This window comes from Cytobacillus oceanisediminis (assembly GCF_022811925.1).
Lineage (GTDB): Bacteria > Bacillota > Bacilli > Bacillales > Cytobacillaceae > Cytobacillus > Cytobacillus oceanisediminis_D.
Window position 1 is genome coordinate 4,550,299 of the sequence record NZ_CP065511.1, and the last position, 25,815, is coordinate 4,576,113.

A 25,815-nucleotide genomic window follows, 5' to 3' on the forward strand; every position below is an offset into this window, starting at 1 on the left:
TTAATTCTCCCCTTTCTTTTTGGAATAGTCACGCTTACGCGGTTTTATTAAGCTTACATCAATGTCTTCATAATGGAATGCTGGAGCGGAATTTGCATCAACAAACTTCGCCATTGTTGTTTTCATAAATTCCTCATCATTACGCTCTGGGAAATCCGGCTTATAGTGGGCACCGCGGCTTTCATTACGGTTGTAGGCACCAATTGTAATAACACGTGCCAATTGAAGCATATTCTGCAATTGGCGCGTAAAGCTTGCACCCTGATTGCTCCATTTCGCAGTGTCATTAATATTGATGTTTTTATAGCGCTCCATAAGTTCAACAATTTTTTCATCTGTTTTCAAAAGCCTGTCGTTGTGGCGGACAACCGTTACATTGTCTGTCATCCATTCACCAAGCTCTTTATGAAGGACATATGCATTCTCTGTGCCATCAAGAGACATGATATTATTCCATTTTTCTTCTTCCTGTTTTACATGGCGGTCAAATAATGATGATGGCAGATCTTCAGCACTCTTATCCAGGCCGCTGATATATTTGACAGCATTCGGACCTGCCACCATACCGCCGTAAATGGCTGATAGTAGTGAGTTTGCACCCAGACGGTTGGCACCGTGCTGAGAATAATCACATTCACCTGCAGCAAATAAGCCAGGAATATTTGTCATCTGATCATAGTCAACCCATAGTCCGCCCATTGAATAGTGGACAGCAGGGAAGATTTTCATTGGCACTTTACGAGGGTCTTCACCCTGGAATTTCTCATAGATTTCAATGATTCCGCCAAGCTTGATATCAAGCTCTTTAGGATCTTTATGGGAAAGATCAAGATAGACCATGTTCTCCCCATTAATGCCAAGCTTCTGGTTAACACACACGTCAAAAATTTCACGGGTTGCAATATCACGGGGCACCAGGTTTCCATAAGCAGGATATTTCTCCTCAAGGAAGTACCATGGTTTTCCATCTTTATATGTCCAGACTCGTCCGCCTTCACCGCGCGCAGATTCACTCATTAGGCGAAGCTTATCGTCTCCCGGAATAGCGGTTGGGTGAATTTGAATAAATTCTCCATTTGCATAATAAGCGCCCTGCTGATAAACGATTGAAGCAGCCGATCCAGTGTTGATAACCGAGTTAGTGGATTTTCCGAAGATAATTCCAGGTCCTCCGGAAGCCATAATTACAGCATCTGCAGCAAATGACTTGATCTCCATAGAAGTCAGGTTCTGGGCAACGACACCTTTACAAGCTCCATCATCGTCGATTACTACCCCTAGGAATTCCCAGCCTTCGTACTTTGTTACTAACCCTGCCACTTCATGGCGGCGGACCTGCTCGTCCATCGCGTAAAGAAGCTGCTGACCTGTTGTAGCACCAGCGAATGCTGTACGGTGATGCTGTGTTCCACCAAAGCGGCGGAAATCCAGCAGTCCCTCAGGTGTACGATTAAACATAACACCCATACGGTCAAATAAGTGAATAATTCCTGGTGCTGCCTCTGCCATTGCTTTTACAGGCGGCTGGTTTGCCAGGAAGTCTCCGCCATAAATTGTATCGTCAAAATGAATCCAAGGAGAATCGCCTTCCCCTTTTGTATTTACTGCTCCGTTGATGCCGCCCTGGGCACAAACAGAGTGAGAACGTTTAACCGGCACTAAAGAAAATAATTCAACCGGAGTCCCGGATTCTGCAACTTTAATTGTCGCCATTAAACCGGCTAATCCGCCGCCGACAACTATAACCTTTCCTTTACCCATAGTGACTCACTCCCTAATTACTAGTACAACTTAGAAAAGCGCAGAGCGCCTGCCTATCGCGCTTAAAGCCAGACCGCTTCTCAACGCTGCAATATTATTGGCACGTTTAAATCCAAAGTCTAATAGTCTTTTATTGTCTTTTAAATAAATGCTGTAAGAGCACGTACACCAACAATAGATAGTGCAATGAAAATTCCGATCGTTACATACGTGGAAATGACCTGTGAACGAGGAGATACTGTAATTCCCCAGCTGACAAGGAATGACCAAAGTCCATTAGCAAAGTGGAAAATTGCAGAAATGACTCCAATAATATAGAACCAGAACATAAATGGATTAGATAGGATGTTCTCCATCATCTGAAAGTTAACTTCTGCTCCAAAGGCAGCCTGTACACGTGTTTCCCAAACATGCCACGCAATAAAAACCAGCGTAATGACACCTGAAACACGCTGCAGCATAAACATCCAGTTACGGAAGTATCCATACCTGCTTGTGTTATTTTTCGCAGTAAAAGCAATATAAAGGCCATAGATTGCGTGGAACAGCAAAGGTAGATAGATTACAAACGTTTCAAGGAATATTCTGAATGGAAGACTTTCCATGAAATGCGCCGCATTATTAAAAGATTCCTCTCCCCCTGTTGCAAAATGGTTCACTACAAGGTGCTGCACCAAAAACAATCCAACCGGTATAACCCCAAGTAATGAATGCAATCTGCGATTAAAAAACTCACGATTACCTGCCATAAACTTTCCCCCCCTGATTTTAAAAAAATGATGCTGAGCCCCCGCTCAGGACATCATCTCGAAAATGTTATTCATTTTCTTACAATTATGTGACATGTCCATTTTACTCCCAAGATAATAGAGCGTCAAGAAAACGGATACATAAAATGTTCCATATTAATAAAATTTTTAAAAAATATTTACGGTTAAAAAACATATATTATTCTTCGGTTCAATATGACCTAGTTGCTGGTCTCCAGTATACTGAAATAGTAATTATTTCTATGCAAATCGTTCTATTTTTCCCCGAATTGATATTAACTCCCTCAGCATATTGTATATAATAGAATCATAGAAAGAGGGGAGACTATTGAGCGAATTAGCATCTGCGAAATCCACTAATGAAGATCACATACAGACAATTCCGGTATTTGGCTATGAACTAATCCGGGAAGTGCTGCTGCATGACCTTTTGGGAAATGAAGCACCGGAAATTTTATATTGGGCCGGCAAAAGGATCGCACGCATGTATCCTCTTGAAACAGCCAGCCAGATTGCCGAGTTTTTTATAAACGCCGGCTGGGGAAATCTTTCCATCGCAAACGAATCGAAACATGAAATTGAAATGGAATTATCAAGCCAGCTGATTGCAGACCGCTGCAAAAAGAACAATAACTGCACCTTTCAGCTTGAGGCCGGATTTATAGCCCAGCAGATTGAACTTCAAAAAGAAGTCATCTGTGAGGCATTTGAACATCCCCGCAAAAAAACCGGCAAAATCCTTATTACAGTGAAGTGGGATAAAAAGGATCCTGCTGAGTAATATCATATGTACAAACAATAAGCTATCAATTTTGATAGCTTATTGTTTGATTTTCCTGGAATTAAGCCTTAACCGGAGAAACTGACAGCTTGAATGCATCATGCAAAGCATCAACTGCATCAATCATTTTGCTGTTTTCAACAACCGCCGATACTTTAATTTCTGACGTGCTTACCATTTTCACCGTTATTTCATTCGCGGAAAGCACTTCGAACATTTCTGCAGCCACACCCGGATTGGAAATCATGCCTGAGCCAACAATCGAAACCTTGGCGAGGCCGGATTCCCATTCAATTCTGTCATAATTTAATTGTTCTCTATGCTTTTCCAGCACTTTTACTGTATCTGTAAGATCTTCATTCTTTATTGAAAATGAGAGGTTTGTCGTCTGAGCTTCTGTCATGCTCTGGATAATGATATCAACGTTAATGTGATTTTTGGCAAGGGCCGAGAAAATAGTAGACAATCCAGTCAGTGAATTAGGAAGACCAAGAATCGTCACCCTTGTTATATCATCCTCAAAAGCCACACCGCGCACGACTAAGTTTTGTTCCATTTTTACTTCCTCCTCAATGATTGTTCCGGCTTCCTTCTCAAGGCTTGAACGCACTTCAAGGGGAAGTCCATAGTTTTTAGCAAATTCGACTGCTCTTGGATGGAGCACACCAGCCCCCAAATTGGCCAGTTCAAGCATTTCATCGTAGGAAACAGAATATAATTTTCTGGCATTCTTTATAAAGCGGGGATCAGATGTAAATACCCCGGTTACATCGGTATAAATATCACATTTATCAGCTTTAAGTGCTGCAGCCAGTGCAACAGCCGTTGTATCAGACCCGCCCCGGCCAAGTGTGGTGATGGAACCATCTTCAGTCATCCCCTGGAAGCCTGCTACAATCACAATTTTCCCCTGGTTTAATTCCCCCTGAATGGTACCTGGATCGATATTCACTATCCTCGCATTGCCATGGACTGCTTCTGTCTTAATACCTGCCTGCCACCCTGTAAAAGAAACGGCGGGATGCCCTTTCGCATTTAATGCCATCGCCAATAAAGAGATGGTCACCTGTTCGCCGGTTGTAAGCAGCATGTCCATTTCCCTTTTATCAGGTGAGGGTGAAATCTCCCTTGCCATGCCAACCAGCTGATCAGTCGTTTTGCCCATTGCCGAAACAACCACAACAACATCGTTTCCCCGGTTTTTTTCTTCAATTACCCGATTGGCGACATTTTGAATTCTGTCTACAGTCCCCACGGAGGTGCCCCCGAATTTCTGCACAATGATTCCCACAGCTTTCCCTTCTTTCTAAAGAACTCGTAATTTTATGATTTGCCGTCCTATGTAAGTGAAGCATGACAGTTCACTCTCTGTATTTGACAATGGCCTTAAATCTAAAATACCCTTTTGGGCAATAAAAAAAGCAATGGAATAGTTTACTATCCCATTGCTGTGCAGCCAAAGTATAAAAATGCAAACACAGTGAGATAGCTCTCCAGAACGGCATTGTCCTGACAATTCTGCATTTGTTCAATGCAGAACCAGCAGAGAAAATGATGAGATTTTCTCCACTTCGGCGAACATACCCTTTCAAAGCTTTTCATGGAAGCTCATTCTTCTCCAAGCTTTTACTGATGAAGTTCGCACCTCTACCTTCACTTAACGATTCAGTTCACAGTTCACTTCGTTTGAACTATATGAACATACGCTTTATCGCTATAAAGTGATATTGATATAAAGTTTCAATTAGTATAACATGTCTGAATTTTTCTGTCTATATCCATTTATGACTTGGGATTTCCATTTTGTTCCTCAAACCTCTGTTTTAATTCCTCAGCAACATTCGCAGGAATGCCTATTTTCCTAAACTCCTCGATTGGTGCCTCTTTCATTTTCTTTACAGATCCAAAGGCTTTCAGCAGCTGTTTCTTTCGTTTTTCTCCTATGCCTGGAATATCATCAAGAATAGACTGAAATGCACTTTTTCCGCGAAGCTGGCGATGAAAAGTAATCGCAAAGCGATGAACCTCGTCCTGAATTCTCTGCAGCAGATAAAATTCCTGGCTGTTCCTTGCAAGCGGAATAATTTGAAGCGGATTACCATATAAGAGCTGTGAAGTCCTGTGCTTCTCATCCTTCACCAGGCCTGAAATCGGAATATCCAGACCGAGTTCATTTTCAAGCACATCCCGAACAGCTTCAACATGCCCTTTTCCCCCATCAATCATAATTAAGTCCGGAAGCGGCAGCTCTTCTTTCAGTACCCTTGTATATCTGCGCCGGACTACTTCTCTCATGGATCCATAGTCATCAGGGCCTTTAACGGACTTAATTTTATATTTACGGTACTCTCTTTTCTCTGGTTTGCCATCAATAAAGACGATCATGGCTGAAACAGGGTCCGTTCCCTGGATATTTGAATTATCAAATGCTTCTATCCGGTGAGGAGTATAAATTCCAAGCTGATCTCCCAGATTTTCTACAGCCTTAATTGTCCGTTCTTCATCACGCTCAATTAAAGAAAACTTCTCCTGAAGAGCAATTTTTGCATTTTTATAGGCAAGCTTCACCAGGTCCTTTTTTTGCCCGCGCTGCGGTTTTAGCACTTTAACATCCAGAAGCTGTTCTGCCATTACAGCATCAACCGAATCCGGTGCCAATATTTCACGCGGTTTAAAATGGTTTGTTTTTGTATAAAACTGGCCGAGGAAAGTTAAGATTTCTTCTTCCGGCTCATTATAAATAGGGAACATTGATACATCCCGTTCAATGAGTTTGCCCTGTCTTATGAAGAATACCTGAACACACATCCATCCTTTATCAACCGCATACCCAAATACATCCCGGTCGGTAAAGTCTGTCAATGTCATTTTTTGCTTTTCCATTGTTGCATCTATATGGGCAATTTTATCCCTAAGCTCTTTTGCTCTTTCAAAGTCCAATTCTTCAGCAGCTGCTGTCATCTTTGCAGTCAGGTCTTTTTTAATCTCTTTGTATCCGCCATTTAAGAACTTTGCAATCTCATCTGTCATTTGCTTATATTGGTCTTCGCTTACGGCCTTCACACATGGCGCAAGACATTGGCCTAAATGATAATAAAGGCAAACTCTGTCCGGAAGAGTCGAACATTTGCGGAGAGGATAAATTCGGTCGAGCAGCTTTTTTGTTTCATTGGCAGCCTGCACATTGGGATAAGGTCCGAAGTATTTTCCCCTGTCTTTTTTTACTTTTCTGGTTGTAATCAGACGGGGATGGCGTTCGGCCGTCAATTTGATAAAAGGGTAGCTTTTATCGTCCTTCAGCATTACATTATATTTCGGATCATATTTCTTGATCAGATTCATCTCAAGGATCAATGCTTCCATATCTGAAGAAGTGACAATGTACTCAAAATCTATGATCTCATTAACAAGTCTTAATGTTTTTCCGTCATGTGAGCCTGTGAAATAGGATCTTACACGGTTTTTCAGGATTTTTGCCTTCCCCACGTATATAATGGTTCCCTGCCTGTCTTTCATCAAATAACAGCCCGGTTGGGCAGGAAGCAGCATCAGTTTATTTTTTATCGTATCATTCATGGCACTTCACCTCCCCGGTTAAAACTTTTTTATTGAAGTTCAATTTATTCATTATTTGGCATAATCATTTTGGGGTGCATGCTAGTAATAAAACATTTACGCTGGCAGCAAACCAATATTATTTAATATGCAGATGGCACATTATTATCATCTTATTATATCAGCCTGGAAACTTGCAGCATAACAACAAAACCCAGATGACAAAAAAATCCCGATGTCCTCTTGGGACACCGGGAAATTTCTTATAGATTAAGCATGTTTTGTAAGCAATTCGGCAAGAGCTTCTTTCGGCTGGAAACCAACCACTTTATCTACAACTTCACCGTCTTTTAGAACGATTAATGTTGGAATGCTCATTACGCCAAACTTGCCAGCAGTTTCCTGGTTTTCGTCAACATCGATTTTTACAATTTTCACTTTATCGCCCATTTCAGAATCAAGCTCTTCTAAAACAGGAGCGATCATTTTACAAGGGCCGCACCAAGGAGCCCAGAAATCTGCCAATACTAATCCCGAACCAGTCTCAGCAGTGAAGTTTTGGTCAGTTGCGTGTGTAATAGCCATTTGATATGCCTCCTAAAATTTAACTCAAATACTAACGACAGTATATCATCGTTTATTATATGTTGCGAACAATCTGCTCGATCGTAATTTACCCTATTTGGAGCAGATTATTCTCTTTCTTTCCCTATTGCCGCTATGTATAATGGGCGGCCATCAGCCGCCCATTAAGTAATACTGTCTTATGCGTTTACTTTAAGCTTTTTGAATTCTTCAGTTAACAGTGGAACAACCTCAAACAGGTCTCCAACAATACCGTAATCAGCTACTTTAAAGATATTGGCTTCCGGATCTTTGTTAATGGCTACGATTACTTTTGAGTTGGACATCCCAGCTAAATGCTGAATAGCGCCCGAGATACCGCATGCAATATATAGATCAGGTGTTACAACCTTACCGGTTTGGCCAATCTGCAGTGAATAGTCGCAATAATCAGCATCACAAGCTCCGCGTGATGCACCCACTGCTCCATTTAGAACAGAAGCAAGCTCTTTTAATGGCTCAAAGCCTTCCTCGCTCTTTACGCCGCGGCCGCCGGCAATGATAACCTTAGCTTCGGATAAATCAACGCCTTCACTGGCTTTGCGGACAACTTCCTTAATGATTGTGCGAAGATCTTTGATTTCTGCAGCAACAGAAGCAACATCTCCTGATTTTGATTCGTCTTTTTCCAATGGAGCTATGTTGTTTGGACGGATTGTTGCAAAAAGGATGCCATCTGTCATAATTTTCTTTTCAAATGCTTTGCCTGAATAAATCGGGCGGGTGAACACCAGGTTGCCACCTGCCTCTTCAAGGCTCGTTACGTCAGAGATTAAACCCGACTCCAGCTTGGCAGCAATTTTTGGAGCAAGATCTTTCCCTAATGCTGTATGTCCAAAAATCAGGCCTTCCGGACTTTCGGAATCAATCACAGCCATTAAAGCCTGTGAAAAGCCGTCAGGAGTATATTGCTTCAGCTTTTCATCTTCAACTGTTACAACACGGTCAGCTCCATAGTGAATCATCTCATTAGCTAAAGCGCTTACAGAATCACCAATTAAAACACCTACAACTTCTCCGCCTTCTGACGCAGTCTTACCAGCTGCAACAGCTTCGAAGGATACATTACGCAATGAACCGTCACGGACTTCACCCAACACTAATACTTTTCTAGCCATATGATTTACCCCCTGCGTTATTATTATCAGTTATTGATGATCAGACAACTTTGGCTTCAGTATGAAGAAGCTTTACAAGTTCCTTAACTTGGTCTTCCAATTCGCCTTCAAGAACTTTTCCTGCTTCTTTCTTAGGCGGCAAATAGATTTCGATTGTCTTTGTTTTAGCTTCAACATCGTCCTCATCAAGATCAAGATCGTCAAGCTCAAGTTCATCAAGAGGCTTCTTTTTTGCCTTCATAATTCCCGGCAAGGACGGATAGCGCGGTTCATTTAAACCCTGCTGGGCAGTGACCAATAATGGAAGTGATGTCTCAATTACTTCTGAATCCCCTTCAACATCGCGCACTACTGTCGCAGAGCTGCCATTGATATCGAGCTTAGTAATAGTTGTTACATAAGAAATGCCCAAAATTTCTGCTACACGAGGTCCAACCTGTCCCGAACCGCCATCAATTGCTACATTTCCAGCAATGATTAAGTCAGCATCTTTGTCTTTCAAGTATTCGGATAAAATTTTTGCAGTCGTGTACTGGTCCCCATAATCAAGATCATCTTCTGTGTTTATTAATACAGCTTTATCGGCACCCATCGCAAGAGCGGTACGGAGCTGCTTTTCAGCTTCTTCTGTTCCCACAGAAACAACTGTTACTTCTCCGCCATTTGCATCACGAACCTGGATTGCCTCTTCAATTGCATATTCATCATATGGATTAATGATAAATTCAGCGCCATCTTCATTGATTTTGCCGCCGGAGATTGTAATTTTTTCTTCAGTATCAAATGTTCTCTTCATTAATACGTAGATGTTCATGATTTCCCTCCTAGTAATTAAGCATTGTCATAAAACAAAGCCATTAATTAAAACATTTCTTCACTTCGAAAGATTGAAAATATTTAATGCATACAGAAAGGCTAATCTGCTTGGAACGCCACTCTTTTTTTGAAATAGCTCTTTTCTCATAGATTATTATTGTTACTATAAATACAGTCCGTTGATTTCCGCTTCAGGCACTTGCTTTCCGCGGGGAGGAGTGCGAGCCTCCTCGGCTTCGCCTGTGGGGTCTCCCACTTTCCTCTCCTCCCGCAGGACATTGAATATGCTTCCTCGAATGGGCACCGCACGAAGGAAATGCGTCAGCATTTTCGAGGATCAAGTCCCTTCCGCTCCAAACAACTCAGCGAATTAGAATTGAAAAACAACAAACTATACGTAAACAACCTTTGAAATTGAGCGGGCGCTCGCTCACAGACCATAACTTAACCGATGAATCTTCTGAAGATTAAATCATCCGCATACAAGTCTATTATAATAGATTATGAGGATGAATGTAATCTTTCAGCCCAAATCTTTTAAAACACTATTTTCCGGTAAAATTCGGTTCACGCTTTTCTATAAACGCAGATATGCCTTCCTTGCCATCTTCAGAAACAAATACTTCTCCAAACAATTCCGCTTCTTTTTTAACACCTTCGTAGAATTGTCCGGTCTTTCCGTAGTTTAAGAGCTCAATGGCCGCCTTAATCGATCCCGGACTCTTCTTGGCAATCTTCTTCGCCATATTATAAGCGTTGTCCAAAAGCTGCTCCTCAGGATAGGCATGGTTAGCCAAGCCATATTGCACTGCCTCAAGCCCGGTAATTGGGTCACTTGTAAAAAGCATTTCTGCTGCACGTGCAGCACCGACATATCGAGGAAGCCGCTGAGTTCCGGCAAAACCGGGAATCAATCCAAGCTGAAGCTCCGGAAGACCGAGCTTTGCGTTTTCAGCTACGAGACGGAAATGACAGCCCATCGCAAGCTCCAGGCCGCCGCCCAATGCTGCTCCATGAATCGCTGCCATAATTGGCTTAGGGAATTTTTCCATTCTTTCAAAGAGATCCTGTCCATAGGTCGCCAAGTTTGAAAAATCTTCCCCACTTTCAATGGTTGTAAATTCTTTAATATCAGCACCTGCCGAGAAGAATCTGCCTTCCCCATGAATAAGGATCACCCTAATTTCTTCATTATCTTCAACTTCATCCAGGACAGCTGAAAGCTCTTTCAATAGACCTGATGAAAGAGCATTCGCAGGCGGGCGTTCAATAGTGATCGTCGCCACGAAGTCCTGTTGGGACCATTTTAGATATTCCATCTTATCCCTCCTGACTATATTATGGAGCACTTTATCTGCCTCAAGGTTTTCCGCACCCGCTGATCAAAAGTTTATGAACAGGCTTTGCCAAAGCAGTAAGATCATATTTTTGCTCATTCATTACCCATGTGGTCACTGTTTCATCCATGGTGCCAAAAATCATCTGTCGTGCGAGCCTTATGTCCAGGTCAGCTGGAAACTCGCCGCTCTCCCTGCCGTCAGCAAGAATCCTTTCCACTAAAGCGAGGTATCCTTTGAGCACCTCATTAATTTTATGCCGAAGGTCTTTATTGGACTGCCTCAATTCAAGCTGGGTTACAATTGCCAGGTGCCTGTCTTCCGAGAGCATTCTAAAGTGTGATTCTACCATCATTAATAGTTTCTCTGCAGCTTTCTCTTTTCCTGCAATTTTTTCTTCAATTTTCTCAACAAAGTAGCCCATTTTATCCTGAAAGAGGGATATTAATATATCTTCTTTGTTCTTAAAATATAAGTATATGGTGCCATCAGCGACACCAGCCTGTTTGGCAATTTTTGATACCTGTGCCTGGTGATAGCCATTTTCAGCGATCACGACTACAGCCGCATCGATAATTTGCCGGTATTTAGGCTTTGTTTTTTTCAAGCGGTTCCCTCCTTTCAGAATAAACAGGTGTATTGATTTTTATTGAGCAGCAGGGTTGGAGTAATACCATTCCTGCTGCCGGGATTGGCCAATCAACTTAGTTTATTTTTGAATTTAAAAATCGGTCTAAAATGAATGAATCATCATTCATATTTTTATAATAGTAGGACAATTCATTTGTGTCAAGAAATTATCTCTAGAAATATAATTTATTATTACATTTCTTTTATGTCTGGACAAGCTTATTGGCTCAAAAATAAAGAGCCGATCGAAAATCGGTCTCTGAAGTTAAGCCCGCTTTTCCTCTTCTTCTTTAAATTTCTTTTTTTCTTCATCTACTAATGCCCTTCTCAGTATTTTTCCAACAGCTGTCTTAGGAAGCTCCTCGCGGAATTCATATAGCCTTGGAACCTTATAAGCTGCAAGATGCTTTCTTGCAAACTGATTCAGCTCTTCTTCCGTTGCTTCTTTGCCCTCTTTCAGCACAATATATGCTTTTACTGTTTCTCCGCGATATGGGTCAGGTATACCGGCAGCAACCACTTCCTGCACGGCTGGATGCTCGTATAGCACTTCTTCTATTTCACGCGGATAAATATTGAATCCCCCTGCAATAATCATATCTTTCTTCCTGTCCACTACATAGAAGTATCCATTCTCATCCATATAGCCCAGGTCACCTGTCAGCAGCCAGCCATCTCTTAAGGTCTGTGCTGTTTCTTCCGGGCGGTTCCAATAGCCTTTCATTACCTGAGGACCTTTAACGGCAATTTCGCCAACTTCTCCTGCCGGAAGCGCTTCTCCCGTTTCCAGTGAAGAAATGGCTGCATCTGTATCAGGCCAGGGGACACCTATACTGCCTTTGACACGGGGGCGGTCCCATAAGAAATTCGCATGTGTAACAGGTGAAGATTCCGTCAAACCGTAGCCCTCGACAAGCTTTCCTCCTGTTATTTCTTCAAATTTCTGCTGGACTTCAACGGGCAGGGCAGCAGATCCGCTGATGCAAGAGTCTATGGAAGATAAATCATATTTTTTTATATCCGGATGGTTCAATAACCCAATGTAAATCGTTGGGGCACCAGGGAATAAGGTCGGCCTCTCTTTATGAATAGTTTTCAGGGTCGTTTCCGGGTCAAATTTCGGAAGGAGGACCATTTTGTGAGCATCCATAACAGATAAGATCATAACTGTTGTCATTCCATACACGTGAAAGAACGGAAGTATGCCCAGCACTGTTTCTTCGCCGCGCCTGCACTTATAAAGCCAGGCTTTACACATTGCTGTATTGGATACCAGATTGCTGTGCGAAAGCATTACACCCTTTGGAAAACCGGTTGTGCCGCCTGTGTATTGCAGTAATGCCAAGTCTTCTTCAAAATCGAAGTCATGGATTTTCAGAGGTTCCGCCGGCCTTTTTAAAATCTCCGTCAGCAAATGGTTATGCCCTTCATGTTTTACATTTACGACAATTCTATACTGTTTTTTCTGGATAAAAGGATATATTAGATTTTTAGGGAATGGAAGAGCATCTTTGATAGCGGTTACAATTATATGCTTCAATTCTGTCTGCGGCATCACTTTGCTCACTCTCGGAAATAAGATATCCATTGTAATGATTGCTTTTGCTCCTGAGTCTTTCATTTGGTATTCCAATTCCCGTTCCATATACAGCGGATTTGTCTGGACAACAACCCCGCCAGCCATCAGAATTCCATAATAGCTGATAACGGACTGCGGAGTATTCGGAAGCATAATCGCCACGCGGTCTCCCTTTTCAATTCCGAGATTCTGCAAATATGCAGCAAGCTTCAGGGAAGAGTCATATATATATTTATATGTGAATTCCTTTCCCATAAAGTGGATGGCTATTTTCTCCGGAAATTCTTCTGCAGCATTCTTCAAATAATCCTGTACCGGCTGTTTGGGATATGACAAGGTTGAGGGGATTTCTGCCGGATATTGCTTAAGCCATGGTTTTGCTTCTGCCATTTTGTCCCTCCTTTGTTTCAAGCCCATTTGAAAAACAATGGACAACCTCAAAAATTTTTAGAACATTCTAACTGTTCGACCTTATTATAATATAATGCTGGTTCTATGACAATTAGAATAAGACCTTACACTCAGGAAGATATTTTTTTCAAAGGGCTGTCCAGCCAATCGTGGATATTCTTTTTAATGGACATAACAAAAAAATCGCCATATATACTGGCGATTTTCCCATATCCATATTTCAAAAAAATATTATGTTATGAAAAATATATAAATGGCCCCTATAAGAATAAACACTCCGCTAAGAACCAGCAGAACCTTTGCTAACTTTTCCAATGTTAATTCTCTCCTTATGATAAACCTGCACCGATGACATAAGACAATCCGATTGACAGCACCATGGAAATAAAACCGACTGCTTTGTTATTATTTTCAATTTCTTCGTCAATTCTAAACTTAGGTGTTAAAAATTCAAATATGAAATAGCCGATCAACAAAAGAAAAAATCCAAAAATTCCCCAGGTAATCATTGTCAGCAAGGTATCATTATGCATGATGGAATGCCTGAAGATATTTGCAATCCCAAAAATTTTTCCGCCGGTCGCCATTGCTACAGCGATATTTCCATTTTTGATTTCTTCCCAATTGCGATACTTGGTAACTAATTCAAAAATAGCTAAAAAAACAATCATACATAAAATGACTACACTGTAATAAGCAGCTGTCTGAATAAATTCATTTTCCCAAAATTCTTTCATTTCCATTCTCCCCGCTGGAATAAGTACCCTCCCCCCTAATCAAAAACAAAAGGGGAGCTGGTGGCAAAACTTATTTAAATTCAACGACTGTAACCCCTGTGCCGCCTTCTCCTGCTTCACCAAATCGAATTTTTTTAACTGACCTGTGATTTTTTAGATACTCCTGAACACCCTGCCTCAAAGCCCCAGTCCCTTTACCATGAATGATGGAGACACGTGGATATCCAGCCAAAAGGGCATCATCTATATATTTCTCCACTCTTAATAGTGCGTTTTCATATCGTTCGCCCCGTAAATCAAGTTCAAGGCTCACATGGAAATCTTTGCCTTTTACGGTTGCAACTGGTTTTGTTTCAACAGGTTTTGGACTCTTGATATATTCTAAATCCTTCTCGGCAACTTTCATTTTCAAGATGCCGATTTGAACCTGCCATTCATTGTCAGACACCTTTTCAAGCAAATGCCCTTTTTGTCCAAAACTCAGAACTTTTACCTCATCACCTGCTTCAAAAACATGTTTATTATTCTTTGGCTTTAATTTATTCTTTGCCGAGCTCATCTGCGGTGCAACTTCGGACAGGCGTTTCTTTGCTTCTATCAGCTCATGTTCCTTCACTTCAGCATGTTTCTCCATGCGCATTTTTCTTAAGTCACGGATAATTTCTTCTGCTTCTGCCTTGGCTTTCTCAACGATATTCCCGGCTTTCTCTGCTGCCTTCTCATGCATTGCATCTTTTTGCTCATAAAATTCAGCCATTTGCTTTTGCAGATCTTTATGAAGTTTTTCTGCACTTTTCAAAAAGTCATTGGCTTCTTCCATGTCAGCCTCTGCTTGTCTGCGGCTTTCTTCAAGTGATGCAATCATATTTTCAACTTGATTTGTATCTGCTCCGATATAGGATCTTGCGGTCTCAATCACTTGATCATTGAGCCCAAGCCGTTTTGATATTTCAAAGGCATTGCTTCGGCCCGGAACCCCAATCAGCAGCTTATAGGTTGGACTTAGCGTTTCAATATCAAATTCTACACTGGCGTTGATAACTCCTTCTCTGTTATAGCCATAGGCTTTCAGTTCAGGATAATGAGTTGTGGCGATAACTCTTGCCCCCCGCTTGTATACTTCGTCAAGAATGGAAATCGCCAGGGCAGCACCTTCCTGCGGATCTGTACCTGCACCAAGCTCATCGAATAATACCAGACTATTGAAGTCAACCTGATCAAGAATATCCACGATATTAACCATATGCGAAGAGAAGGTACTCAAACTTTGTTCAATTGACTGTTCATCTCCGATATCAGCATAAACATTTCCGAAAACAGCCGTTTCAGAACCATCAAGCGCAGGGATCTGCAGACCGGCCTGAGCCATTAATGTACAAAGCCCTACTGTTTTTAATGTAACTGTTTTGCCGCCGGTATTTGGTCCCGTAATGACAATGGTAGAATATTCAGCTCCGAGCTTAATATCATTTGCCACAACTTCATCCATAGGAATAAGCGGATGCCGGGCTTTGAATAATGAAATTTTCCCTTCATTATTGACTTTTGGCTTGGAGGCTTTTATGCGTTTACTGTACCTGGCTTTTGCAAACATAAAATCGATTTCCCCAAGCACATCTACAATGGTCTCCAGTTCACTGCTGTTTTCAGCGGCCTGTCCTGACAGAGCGATGAGAATCCGTTCGATCTCCTGCTGTTCTTTTACCCTGATGCCCTGCAATTCATTGTTCAGCTGGACAATGGACGCGGGCTCAATAAATAATGTCTGGCCGGAGGAGCTTTGGTCATGGATAATACCGCCGTAATGCCCCCGGTACTCCTGCTTTACAGGTATGACAAACCGGTCATTGCGGATTGTAATAATCGCATCAGAAAGCATTTTTTGAGCACTGGAGGAGCGAATCATGCTCTCCAGGCGCTCTCTTACACGTGATTCTTTCGTGCGCAGCTGATTTCGAAGGGAACGGAGAGTCTCGCTTGCACTGTCAAGCACTTCTCCATTATCGTCAACGGCATTGCGGATAGACGTTTCCAACTCAGCCAATACAATAATTTTATCTGTATATTCCAGCAGGATCGGCAGGCTGCTTTCTTCCTCGGCAAATTCCTCGATGAACCTTTTCATCTGCCTGCTTGCATGAATCGTGCTGGATATCTGGTAAAGTTCCTGGGGACTAAGCATCCCGCCAATAACCGCTCTCTTCACATGAGGACGAATATCAAAAATGCCTCCAAGAGGTACATTTCCCTTAATTCTAAGTACTGTTACGGCTTCATCTGTCTCTTCCTGCCTGCGGATTACTTCTTCATAGTCAGTGGAAGGGCGAATATTTATGGCCTTTTTTCTTCCCAAGGATGAAGAAACGTGCTCAAGCAGCTGTTCCTTCACTTTATTGAACTCAAGTATCTTCAATACTCTTTCTTGCATGAGGATTTTCCCCTTTCATGCCCAATTTCCTACTGCCGTTCTTTCAGAAATTTGAGCAAATCTTCTGTTTCCATGGCATTTAGAACGGAATCCTTCTTGATCCATCCCTTCTTTGCCGCAGAAACGCCGATTTCCATGTGATTTAGAGTGTCTATTTTATGTGCATCAGTATTAATCACTATTTTCACACCGGCTTCCTGAGCTTGTCTGATATGCTCGGAAGCAAGGTCCAGCCGGTTCGGATTTGCATTCAGCTCAAGGGCTGTATTTGTTTCCTTTGCAAGCTCGATGAGCATCTCCATGTCTACTTCATAGCCTTCCCTGCGGCCGATCAATCTTCCCGTAGGGTGGGCAATGATGTCGACATGGGCATTATGCAGCGCCGTTTTCAAGCGAGCCATGATTTTTTCCTTCGGCTGTGAAAAAGAAGAATGAATGGAAGCAATGACAATGTCCAATTCTTCTAGAAGTTCATCATCATAATCAAGCGATCCGTCGGGCAGAATATCCATTTCCACTCCTGACAGTATCGTGAAATCATCGAATTGCTCATTAAGCCGCTTTATTTCTTCTTTTTGACTGCGAAGTCTTTCAGCAGTCAAACCGTTCGCCACTTTCAAGTACTGAGAATGGTCTGTTATAGCCATATATTTATAGCCGCGGGCCCGGCATGCTTCAATCATTTCCTCAATGGAATAGGCGCCATCACTCCAGGTTGAGTGCATATGAAGGTCACCCTTAATATCTTCAAGAGTTATTAATTCCATGTCTTGCGTATATTCATCCACTTCTTTCCCATCTTCTCTAATTTCAGGCGGGAAGAGTGGAAGTCCGAAATGGGCGTAAAATTCCTCTTCATCTTTAAAAGTAAGGATTTCACCTGTTTCTGTGTTTTCAACTCCGTATTCACTGATTTTTTCCCCGCGCTCTTTTGCAAGCTGGCGCATTCTGACATTATGGTCCTTCGATCCAGTAAAATGATGGAGTGTTGTGGCAAATTCATGCGGCTCAACTAAACGGAAATCAGCCGATATATCATAGGAATGTTCAAAAACAACGGAAACCTTTGTATCTCCTGCGGCGATCACTTCTTTGATCCCGGATAAACTTAGTAACTGCTCTTTGACAGAAGAAGGATTGTCTGTAGCTATAATAAAGTCGAGGTCTTTGATTGTTTCCCTCATTCTCCTTAAGCTTCCTGCCCTTGAGTATTTTTCTATATCCTTCATTTCCCCCAGGGCGGCTTCTATGCCTTCTGCTATAGGCAGCATAAATGCAAGCGGCAGCCGTTCCGGTCTGGTTCCTGCATTTTCAAGGGCAGCGAGTATCTTTTCTTCAGATTTTTCCCCAAAGCCTGCAAGTCCGCGGACCTTCTTATTGCGGCACGCATCCTCAAGGTCTGCGGCATTTTCGACACCTAGTTCTTTATATAGCTTGGCAATTTTCTTGCCGCCCAGTCCTGGGAGCTGAAGCAGAGGAATTAATCCAGAAGGCACTTCTTCTTTTAATTCATCCAGAACAGAAGACTTTCCTTCTTTTATGTACTCCTCAATAACAGCAGCGGTTCCTTTCCCGATGCCGGATAACTTTGTAAAGTCATCAATTTCAGTCAAGCTTTCATCATTTGATTCAAGTGCCAGTGCCGCTTTTCGAAAGGCAGCTGTTTTGAAAGGATTTTCTCCTTTTAATTCCATATAAACAGCGATTGTTTCTAAAAGCCTGACAACATCTTTTTTATTTATACTCACGAAAACCACCTGCCTGTAACTGTATTAGTATCCGTATTATCTCTTATTTTGCGGTGGAACTTCAAATTATGGCTATCTCTAAAGCCTCTTACTTAATAAGTGAGGTTTTACTTTTTAATATTGCCCGTTGGTTTAGCTAGTTTGTAGATTTAAATCCACAAAACTTATATAGCCTTTCAAAAAGAAAACTTCTCTAGAAATAGAGAAGTTACGCAGCCATATATTCAACCCACATTTCTTTGAGCTGGTTAGAGAGAACAGGCGTATTCTTAACCATTAATTCTGCCATAAAGGAATTATTGATCGGCCCCTGCAGCACTTCTATTGGAACCAGTGCGGCTATGTATAATAGAATAAACATGATAAGATAGACTTCGATAAATCCGAGAATGCCGCCAGCCCAAACATTCAGCTGTTTTAAAACAGGAAGATGGGCAACAAAATCAAGCATGCTTCCGATAATCTGCAGTAATATTCTTACCGCAAAAAAAATCACGACAAATGCAATGGCGCGATAGTAAGCATCTTCAAGATCTGCATTCTCAAATAACGTCTGAATCGCCGAGTCACTGCTAAAGCTGGGATATGGCACCCATAAGGTCAGCTTAGGTGCTAGTTCGCCGTAATACATACGGGCTACAATGAAAGCAATAATGAATCCAGTCAAATGAATTAATTGGAGGATAAATCCTCTTTTTAAGCCTATAAAAAAGCCAAAAACCAAAATAATGATAATTGCAAGATCCAGCATGACTACTTTCCGTCCTTTACTCTATTTAATTCGTTCTCCAGCCGTTCCAGACGGTCTGTTAGCTTTATATAATCATTAACAGCATTGACTGCGGTTAGCACGGCTAACTTACTAATGTCGAGTGAAGGATTCTTCGAACTGATCTCACGCATTTTATCGTCAACCAGCGAAGCGACAAGGCGAACATGGCTGGAGCTCTCTGAGCCTACTATTACATATTGCTGTCCATAAATATCTACACTTGTTCGATTTCTTTGTATCTCTGACAACGTCCATGCCCTCCTTCTTTAAAGAATCCTAATCAATATCATAACATGAACGTAAATTGGTGGGAAGTCAAAGCATGTCAAAAGAGCTCAGTTCATCAGAAAAGCGGAAGCGCCTTGCCCACGAAGGAACGCAGACTAAGAACGCCACGTCCTGTGGCAACGTCTGCATGACCCGCATCCTGCAGGCCTCAAGCACAAGACGAGCCTCCCAGAAAGGCCTTCTTTGCCTTTTTGGGAGGCTTGCTCGAAATGTGGAGGCGACTGCCCAGGGACGACAGGCATAAGACGTTTCCTTTCAGAAGGCGTTTTTCCTTCTGAAAGGAAACGGATTATGATCCCGAGTCCCTAAGAGCCGAAACAAGACAAGCTTGTGACCTCGAGGGGTAGGCTGCTTGCGCTGGACAGTTATCCAAGTTCAAAATCAAGCGGAATTTTTGTAATACTTCCCAAAAAAGCAGCAGATTCAACCAGATAACAAAGATGAGGAGAATTAATATGAGCCAAGTAGTACTTTTAAAAAAAGCCAATGAATTATCAGAAATGAAGGCCTATTATTCAGGCAGCCTAAATGACAAGCAGCCTCCTGGAAGCGTATTTGCTGCAAAAGTGCCTGGATGTTCGATCACTGCCTATAAATCAGGCAAAGTCCTATTTCAGGGAAGCGGATGTGAGACAGAAGCTAAAAAATGGGGAGATACCGCACGCAGTGCACAGCCAAGCAAAAAAAACAGCCCTGCCGCTGCCAACTTGCCGGAAAATATCAGTTCCCTTACTGTCATAGGATCAGACGAAGTGGGTACCGGTGATTATTTTGGCCCCATCACGGTTGTTGCAGCATACGTAAAAAAAGATCAAATCCCTTTACTGAAGGAGCTTGGAGTTAAAGATTCCAAAAATCTGGGAGATGAAAAAATCATTGAAATCGCAAAACAGATAAAAGATATCGTTCCCCACAGCCTGTTAACCCTGCATAATGAAAAATACAATAAGCTTCAGCAATCAGGGATGTCACAGGGGAAAATTAAAGCATTACTGCACAATCAAGCAATCGGGCATGTTTTAGGGAAAATTGCTCCTGAAAAGCCTGAAGCCATTTTGATTGACCAGTTTGCAAAGGAAGAGGTTTACTTCAACTATTTGAAAAACCAGCAGACCATTCAGAGGGAACGGGTCTTTTTCAGCACAAAAGCGGAAGGAATCCACCTCGCAGTTGCAGCAGCATCCATCCTGGCCCGCTATGCGTTTGTGCGCCACTTTGAAAATCTTAGCACAAAGGCCGGTTTCCGGCTCACTAAAGGCGCCGGTCCGAAGGTTGATGAAGCAGCAGCCCGGCTGATCAGGGAAAAAGGGCGTGAGGCATTGCCTTCTTTTGTAAAACTGCACTTTGCGAATACTCAAAAAGCGATGAAGCTTTATAGCAGGAAGTATGATTGATAATGAAGCGGCCAATCAAGGGAGATTGGCTGCTGTTTAAATGTTTAAGAGGACCATAACCCTTTGGAATATATATTTATCGGCCAAAAGCAGAGGTTTATCGGCCAGTTTTGGGTATTTATCGGCCAAAATGAGAGATTTATCGGCCAAATGAGCTCTTTTAACGGCCAAATAAAGAAAAGGCAGCCCTCAGGCTGCCTTCCTCATTTTATCCTCTCAATACTGCTCCGGCTTTTTCCTTCACAGCATCCAATACTTTGTCATGTGCTTTTGTCACATCTTCATCGGTTAGTGTACGTTCAGGGTCGAAGTACTTAAGGGAGAAAGCAATTGATTTTTTGCCCGGCTCCATCCGTTCGCCTTCGTACAGGTCAAAAACATGAACGTCTTTTAATAATTTCCCGCCAGCTTCTTTAATGATTCCTTCAAGCTCGCCCGCGGCTGTTCCCTTATCTACTACAAGGGCAATATCCCTTGTGATTGAAGGGAAACGCGGGATAGCTTCATACTGCAAAGGTGAAACTTCTTCTTCCAGGATCGCTTTTAAGGAAAGCTCAAACGCATATGTTTCTTTCAAATCAAGGTCTTTTTCCACAGTCGGATGGATTTGGCCGACAAATCCCACTGATTCCCCGGAAAGCAATACTTCTGCTGTTCTTCCCGGGTGCATCCCATCCTTTTGTGCCTGACGGAATTCAGCCTTATCGGATAGTCCCAGCTTATCAAATAATCCCTCAAGAATTCCTTTTACAGCGTAGAAATCAACCGGCTTCTTTTCTCCCTGCCATGGGTGGCTGTGCCATAAGCCAGTAACCGCTCCAGCAAGATGCTCACGCTCTTCAGGCAGATCCTCTTCTCCATTGGAGAGGAACACCGCTCCTGTTTCATAAATAGCCAGGCTGTCGTTTTGGCGTGCAGAGTTATATTTTAATACTTCTAGAAGCTGCGGAACAATACTTAATCGGAGCAGGCTGCGATCTTCACTCATAGGCATTGCCAGCTGCACAGGTTTGCGCTCTTCCAGTGCATATTGAGTCGCTTTTGCTTCATTTGTTAATGAATAAGTCACTGCCTGGTAAAGCCCTGCACCTTCAAGGTAACGGCGGACCAATCTGCGTTTGTTCTGGTATTCAGTAAGATGCCCTGGTGTAGACGATCCAACCGGCAAAGTCGATGCCAGATTATCGTAGCCAAATAAACGGCCAACTTCTTCAATAAGGTCTTCTTCAATCGTAATGTCGCCTCTGCGTGTTGGAACTGTAACCGTAATTGTATCGTTATCAGTATTTGTTTCAAATTGAAGACGGGCAAATATATCCTCTACTTCTTTCATGGATAATTCCGTGCCAAGTACACGATTGATTTTTTCAAGCGTTACAGACACCACAGCAGGTTCCACTTGCAGTGCATCTGCTTCCACAGAACCTTCAAGCACTTCTCCGCCCGCATATTGTGCGAGCAATTGAACAGCTCTTTCTGCAGCAGCTCTAACTCTGTTTGGATCCACACCTTTTTCAAAGCGGGCACTTGCTTCGCTTCTTAAGCCATGGTCTTTTGAAGTTTTTCTAACCGTTGCCCCTTTAAAATAAGCTGATTCAATAAGTACATTTTTAGTGTCAGACTGCACTTCAGAATTTGCCCCGCCCATGACTCCGGCAAGTGCAATTGGTTCTGTCCCATTTGTTATTAAAAGGTGATCTGAGGTTAACTCACGCTTGGCATTATCAAGAGTGACAATCATTTCGCCATCGCCTGCTTTGCGGACAAGGATTTGCTTTGATCCCAGCCGGTCATAATCAAAAGCATGAAGAGGCTGGCCGTATTCAAGCAGAATGTAGTTTGTGATGTCCACCACGTTATTGTGAGGTCGAATGCCCGCCGCCATTAACCGAGCCTGCATCCATACAGGAGAAGCTCCTATTTTTACATTTTTTACAACCTTTGCAACGTAAAGAGGATTATCTTCTTTTGCTTCCACCTGAATTTCAATGTAATCAGACGCCTTTTCAGAAGAAGTCTCAGCATGCGGCTCAGGAAGCTTTACTTCTCTTCCTAAAATAGCTGCTACTTCATAGGCAACACCCAGCATGCTTAAGCAGTCAGAACGGTTCGGAGTCAAACCAAGCTCGAGTATCTGGTCGTCACGATTAAGCTGCTCAAGAGCATCCTGGCCAACTTCTGTATCATTAGGGAAAACATAAATGCCTTCAGAGTATTCCTTTGCAATCAGCTTGCTTTCAATGCCCAGCTCTTGAAGCGAACAGATCATTCCATTTGATTCTTCGCCTCGGAGCTTCGCGCGCTTAATTTTGAAATTGCCTGGAAGCACAGCTCCAACTGTAGCCACGGCCACTTTCTGTCCCTTATCCACATTTGGGGCACCGCATATGATTTGTACAGGCTCACCAGCTCCTGTATCAACTAAGCATTTATTCAGTTTATCAGCATTTGGGTGCTGTTCTCTTTCAAGGACATGCCCTACAACAACACCTTTGATGCCTTCATTCAAAACCTCTACGCCTTCAACTTCAATACCGCTTTTTGTAATTTTTTCTGCAAGCTCTGCAGGTGTAACGCCTGATAAATCAACATATTCCTGCAGCCATTTATATGAAACGAACATTTATGATCCTCCTCTTTTATTGTCCAGCTCTGGCTCCTACCCCCTCGAGGTCATTGAGGCCCCCAGGTTGGGGGTCATGCAGACGTTGCCACAGAACGTGGCGTTCTTAGTCTGCGTTCATTTGAACAGTCGCCTCCGCTTTTCTAATTACTCATGAATTGAAAATTGCTTTAAGAAACGAACATCATTTGTATAGAAGTGGCGAATATCATCCACACCATACTTCAGCATGGCAATTCGCTCAGGTCCCATTCCGAATGCAAAGCCTGTGTATTTCTTAGAGTCGAAGCCTGCCATCTCGAGAACATTGGGATGAACCATTCCAGCGCCAAGAATTTCAATCCAGCCAGTGCCTTTACATACGCTGCAGCCTTTTCCGCCGCAGATTTTACAGGAAATATCCATTTCAACAGATGGCTCTGTAAACGGGAAGAAACTTGGGCGAAGACGGATTTCCCTGTCTTCTCCGAACATTTTCTTCGCAAACACTTCCAATGTTCCTTTCAAATCGGTCATTCGGATGTTTTCATCTACAACAAGTCCTTCTATTTGCATGAACTGGTGGGAGTGTGTAGCATCATCATTGTCACGGCGATACACTTTTCCAGGACAGATGATTTTAACCGGCCCTTTGCCTTCATGCTTCTCCATTGTTCTTGCCTGTACCGGCGAAGTATGGGTACGAAGAAGAATCTCTTCTGTAATATAGAAGGAATCCTGCATATCGCGGGCAGGGTGGCCTTTTGGAAGGTTCAATGCTTCAAAATTATAATAATCTTTTTCAACTTCAGGGCCTTCAGCTACTGTATAGCCCATTCCAATGAACAAGTCTTCAATTTCTTCGATAATGCGTGTCAGCGGATGATGGTTTCCTGATTTGACAGGACGTCCAGGAAGAGTTACATCTATCTTTTCTGCAGACAGCTTTTCCTGTACTGCCGCCTCCTCAAGATGCTTCTGCTTTTCTTCAATGCCAGCAGCAATACTGTCTCTCACTTCATTTGCAAGTGCTCCCATTTTTGGGCGCTCTTCCGCAGACAGTTTCCCCATTCCTTTAAGAACTTCTGTTATTGGGCCCTTTTTGCCCAGGTAAGATACACGGATGTCATTTAGTTCTTTTAAATCAGCAGCAGTGCTGATTTTTTCCAACGCTTCAGTTTGCAGTTCCTTTAAACGCTCTTGCATCTAAAAATCCTCCTTGAAATTAATCTTTTTACTTTTTTGGCCAAAATAAAAAACCTCTATCCCCATAAAGGGACGAGGTTTCGCGGTACCACCCTTTTTAACACATATATGTACTTCATGCACGTGTTCACTTCATTGGGATAACGGCTTATGCCGGTACATCTTTACACGGAAAAGCGGAAGTGGCTCGTTCAGCCGCTTCAGCTGGACAACTCAGCAGAGCGCCAACAATACTTTTCAATGGTCCCGATGCCAACTCAGGAGGTGAATATCCCCTTGCATTTCCTGTAAAAATGCTTTCAGTCTTAGGCATTTTCTCCCTGAAAAGGCTGACTGCAAGGTACTGGTCTCCGTCATCGTTTTGTTATTATAATTTTGCTGTTAATTATATTACATTCTTGAGGCTGTTTCAAACGGTTTTCAAAAAATTGCCGCCCATTTTCTATTTTCTTAAATGATAAAGAAGAATTCCGGCAGCCACCGCCACATTAAGTGATTCGCTTTTCCCGAATATCGGTATATAAAGGTTTGCTGCTGTATTAGCCAGGAGCTCTTTATTAACACCATTTCCTTCATTTCCAACGAGCAGTGCGAAGGAATCAGAGGACTCATACTTCGTGTATTCCTGGGCATTTTCCAAAGCGGTTCCATAGACAGGGACTTTACTTTCTTTCAGTCTGCCGATCCAGTCAGACAAATTCCCTCTTAAAACCGGCAAATGGAAGTGACTGCCCTGTGCAGAGCGAAGCACCTTTGGGTTATATGCGTCAACGCTGCCTTCACCCACAATAACGGCATCGATACCAGCAGCATCAGCCGTCCTGATCATCGTACCCAGATTGCCGGGATCCTGTACGGCATCAATTAATAAATACCGCCTTCCCTTTATGACATCAGAGGATTGTTCCTGACTGCAGACAGCAAAGATTCCCTGCGGCGTTTCCGTATCAGCCAGCTGCCCGATGATTTCATCTGTAACCATTGTTACAGGGATGTCCCCATAATCCCATCCGGGAGGCATGTCTTTATTTTCACTAATGATTATTTCAGCTATTTGATTGGCTTTGAGTGCTTCTTCCACTAAATGAAAGCCTTCAACCAAAAATGTTTCTGTTTTGTCCCGCTCTTTTTTAGTCAAAAGTTTCTTCCATTCTTTAATTTTTGGATTTTTTGCAGATTGTATATGCTTCAACACGGTCTCTCCTTTTATAGAAAATCCCGCACAACCGGAATTTCTTTATACAGTTTTTTCATTATA

The 25,815-nt window shown here is 42.5% G+C and carries 20 protein-coding genes, 1 riboswitch and 1 other annotated feature; of the genes, 2 read left to right on the plus strand and 18 right to left on the minus strand.

What is annotated here, in order from left to right; all coding sequences use genetic code 11:
* Together sdhA and IRB79_RS22865 are read right to left on the minus strand one after the other, a co-directional pair.
* Positions 1-1,761 (minus strand): succinate dehydrogenase flavoprotein subunit, encoded by a 1,761-nt coding sequence (gene sdhA, locus IRB79_RS22860; RefSeq protein WP_009333187.1) that lies wholly within the window; start codon positions 1,759-1,761, stop codon positions 1-3.
* A 140-nt stretch (positions 1,762-1,901) separates the two neighbouring features.
* Positions 1,902-2,510, minus strand: a complete 609-nt coding sequence (locus tag IRB79_RS22865) for a succinate dehydrogenase cytochrome b558 subunit (protein WP_243505175.1) — start codon at positions 2,508-2,510, stop codon at positions 1,902-1,904.
* 349 nt (positions 2,511-2,859) lie between these two features.
* On the opposite strand from IRB79_RS22865, the gene IRB79_RS22870 reads away from it, so the two are divergent.
* Positions 2,860-3,312 carry a YslB family protein gene (locus tag IRB79_RS22870; RefSeq protein WP_243505176.1) on the plus strand — a complete coding sequence of 151 codons (453 nt, stop codon included), beginning with the start codon at positions 2,860-2,862 and terminating at the stop codon, positions 3,310-3,312.
* A gap of 61 nt (positions 3,313-3,373) precedes the next feature.
* Here IRB79_RS22870 and IRB79_RS22875 read toward each other — a convergent pair whose 3' ends face one another.
* The 13 genes from IRB79_RS22875 to zapA form a co-directional block, all read right to left on the minus strand.
* Positions 3,374-4,603 (minus strand): aspartate kinase, encoded by a 1,230-nt coding sequence (locus IRB79_RS22875; protein ID WP_243505177.1) that lies wholly within the window; start codon positions 4,601-4,603, stop codon positions 3,374-3,376.
* Between the two features lie 187 nt (positions 4,604-4,790).
* A riboswitch (Lysine riboswitch) is annotated at positions 4,791-4,970 on the minus strand.
* A 124-nt stretch (positions 4,971-5,094) separates the two neighbouring features.
* Positions 5,095-6,888, minus strand: coding sequence for an excinuclease ABC subunit UvrC (gene uvrC / locus IRB79_RS22880; RefSeq protein ID WP_243505178.1), 1,794 nt, complete (start codon positions 6,886-6,888; stop codon positions 5,095-5,097).
* Between the two features lie 249 nt (positions 6,889-7,137).
* Positions 7,138-7,452, minus strand: coding sequence for a thioredoxin (trxA, locus tag IRB79_RS22885; protein WP_243505180.1), 315 nt, complete (start codon positions 7,450-7,452; stop codon positions 7,138-7,140).
* A 179-nt stretch (positions 7,453-7,631) separates the two neighbouring features.
* Positions 7,632-8,609, minus strand: a complete 978-nt coding sequence (locus tag IRB79_RS22890) for an electron transfer flavoprotein subunit alpha/FixB family protein (RefSeq protein ID WP_243505181.1) — start codon at positions 8,607-8,609, stop codon at positions 7,632-7,634.
* Between the two features lie 40 nt (positions 8,610-8,649).
* Positions 8,650-9,423 carry an electron transfer flavoprotein subunit beta/FixA family protein gene (locus IRB79_RS22895; RefSeq protein WP_243505182.1) on the minus strand — a complete coding sequence of 258 codons (774 nt, stop codon included), beginning with the start codon at positions 9,421-9,423 and terminating at the stop codon, positions 8,650-8,652.
* Between the two features lie 547 nt (positions 9,424-9,970).
* Positions 9,971-10,744, minus strand: coding sequence for an enoyl-CoA hydratase (locus IRB79_RS22900; RefSeq protein WP_243505183.1), 774 nt, complete (start codon positions 10,742-10,744; stop codon positions 9,971-9,973).
* A gap of 40 nt (positions 10,745-10,784) precedes the next feature.
* On the minus strand, positions 10,785-11,369 hold the full coding sequence (locus tag IRB79_RS22905; RefSeq protein ID WP_243505184.1) for a fatty acid metabolism transcriptional regulator FadR: 585 nt from the start codon (positions 11,367-11,369) through the stop codon (positions 10,785-10,787).
* 288 nt (positions 11,370-11,657) lie between these two features.
* Positions 11,658-13,361 carry a long-chain-fatty-acid--CoA ligase gene (locus IRB79_RS22910; RefSeq protein ID WP_243505186.1) on the minus strand — a complete coding sequence of 568 codons (1,704 nt, stop codon included), beginning with the start codon at positions 13,359-13,361 and terminating at the stop codon, positions 11,658-11,660.
* A 350-nt stretch (positions 13,362-13,711) separates the two neighbouring features.
* On the minus strand, positions 13,712-14,119 hold the full coding sequence (locus IRB79_RS22915) for a DUF350 domain-containing protein (RefSeq protein WP_206839031.1): 408 nt from the start codon (positions 14,117-14,119) through the stop codon (positions 13,712-13,714).
* Positions 14,120-14,189: 70 nt separating this feature from the next.
* Positions 14,190-16,547: an endonuclease MutS2 gene (locus IRB79_RS22920; protein ID WP_243505194.1), complete on the minus strand. Its 2,358-nt coding sequence runs from the start codon at positions 16,545-16,547 to the stop codon at positions 14,190-14,192.
* Between the two features lie 29 nt (positions 16,548-16,576).
* Positions 16,577-18,295 carry a DNA polymerase/3'-5' exonuclease PolX gene (gene polX / locus IRB79_RS22925; RefSeq protein WP_243505196.1) on the minus strand — a complete coding sequence of 573 codons (1,719 nt, stop codon included), beginning with the start codon at positions 18,293-18,295 and terminating at the stop codon, positions 16,577-16,579.
* Positions 18,296-18,503: 208 nt separating this feature from the next.
* Positions 18,504-19,046, minus strand: coding sequence for a CvpA family protein (locus tag IRB79_RS22930; protein ID WP_221878556.1), 543 nt, complete (start codon positions 19,044-19,046; stop codon positions 18,504-18,506).
* Positions 19,047-19,048: 2 nt separating this feature from the next.
* On the minus strand, positions 19,049-19,315 hold the full coding sequence (gene zapA, locus IRB79_RS22935) for a cell division protein ZapA (protein WP_009333202.1): 267 nt from the start codon (positions 19,313-19,315) through the stop codon (positions 19,049-19,051).
* A gap of 495 nt (positions 19,316-19,810) precedes the next feature.
* On the opposite strand from zapA, the gene rnhC reads away from it, so the two are divergent.
* Complete coding sequence (gene rnhC, locus IRB79_RS22940; RefSeq protein ID WP_243505198.1) at positions 19,811-20,749, plus strand: ribonuclease HIII; 939 nt, start codon at positions 19,811-19,813, stop codon at positions 20,747-20,749.
* Positions 20,750-20,957: 208 nt separating this feature from the next.
* Here the strand turns inward: rnhC and pheT are convergent, their stop codons facing one another.
* The 3 genes from pheT to IRB79_RS22960 form a co-directional block, all read right to left on the minus strand.
* Entirely contained in the window at positions 20,958-23,372 is a 2,415-nt protein-coding gene (gene pheT, locus IRB79_RS22945; RefSeq protein ID WP_243505200.1) for a phenylalanine--tRNA ligase subunit beta, read from the minus strand.
* Between the two features lie 147 nt (positions 23,373-23,519).
* Positions 23,520-24,557, minus strand: a complete 1,038-nt coding sequence (gene pheS / locus IRB79_RS22950) for a phenylalanine--tRNA ligase subunit alpha (RefSeq protein ID WP_243505201.1) — start codon at positions 24,555-24,557, stop codon at positions 23,520-23,522.
* A gap of 65 nt (positions 24,558-24,622) precedes the next feature.
* Positions 24,623-24,923 (minus strand) — a binding site (T-box leader).
* Between the two features lie 76 nt (positions 24,924-24,999).
* Positions 25,000-25,749, minus strand: a complete 750-nt coding sequence (locus tag IRB79_RS22960; protein ID WP_243505203.1) for a TrmH family RNA methyltransferase — start codon at positions 25,747-25,749, stop codon at positions 25,000-25,002.
* Between the last annotated feature and the right edge of the window lie 66 nt (positions 25,750-25,815).

What these genes read in the sequence shown, in the direction of transcription:
- uvrC (WP_243505178.1), bottom strand. Translation starts at nt 6,888, where the DNA reads ATGAATGATACGATAAAAAATAAACTGATGCTGCTTCCTGCCCAACCG.
- IRB79_RS22890 (WP_243505181.1), bottom strand. Translation starts at nt 8,609, where the DNA reads ATGGCTAGAAAAGTATTAGTGTTGGGTGAAGTCCGTGACGGTTCATTG.
- pheT (WP_243505200.1), bottom strand. Translation starts at nt 23,372, where the DNA reads ATGTTCGTTTCATATAAATGGCTGCAGGAATATGTTGATTTATCAGGC.
- pheS (WP_243505201.1), bottom strand. Translation starts at nt 24,557, where the DNA reads ATGCAAGAGCGTTTAAAGGAACTGCAAACTGAAGCGTTGGAAAAAATC.
- IRB79_RS22920 (WP_243505194.1), bottom strand. Translation starts at nt 16,547, where the DNA reads ATGCAAGAAAGAGTATTGAAGATACTTGAGTTCAATAAAGTGAAGGAA.
- IRB79_RS22900 (WP_243505183.1), bottom strand. Translation starts at nt 10,744, where the DNA reads ATGGAATATCTAAAATGGTCCCAACAGGACTTCGTGGCGACGATCACT.
- rnhC (WP_243505198.1), top strand. Translation starts at nt 19,811, where the DNA reads ATGAGCCAAGTAGTACTTTTAAAAAAAGCCAATGAATTATCAGAAATG.
- IRB79_RS22915 (WP_206839031.1), bottom strand. Translation starts at nt 14,119, where the DNA reads ATGAAAGAATTTTGGGAAAATGAATTTATTCAGACAGCTGCTTATTAC.
- IRB79_RS22930 (WP_221878556.1), bottom strand. Translation starts at nt 19,046, where the DNA reads ATGCTGGATCTTGCAATTATCATTATTTTGGTTTTTGGCTTTTTTATA.
- IRB79_RS22865 (WP_243505175.1), bottom strand. Translation starts at nt 2,510, where the DNA reads ATGGCAGGTAATCGTGAGTTTTTTAATCGCAGATTGCATTCATTACTT.
- IRB79_RS22895 (WP_243505182.1), bottom strand. Translation starts at nt 9,423, where the DNA reads ATGAACATCTACGTATTAATGAAGAGAACATTTGATACTGAAGAAAAA.
- trxA (WP_243505180.1), bottom strand. Translation starts at nt 7,452, where the DNA reads ATGGCTATTACACACGCAACTGACCAAAACTTCACTGCTGAGACTGGT.
- IRB79_RS22910 (WP_243505186.1), bottom strand. Translation starts at nt 13,361, where the DNA reads ATGGCAGAAGCAAAACCATGGCTTAAGCAATATCCGGCAGAAATCCCC.
- sdhA (WP_009333187.1), bottom strand. Translation starts at nt 1,761, where the DNA reads ATGGGTAAAGGAAAGGTTATAGTTGTCGGCGGCGGATTAGCCGGTTTA.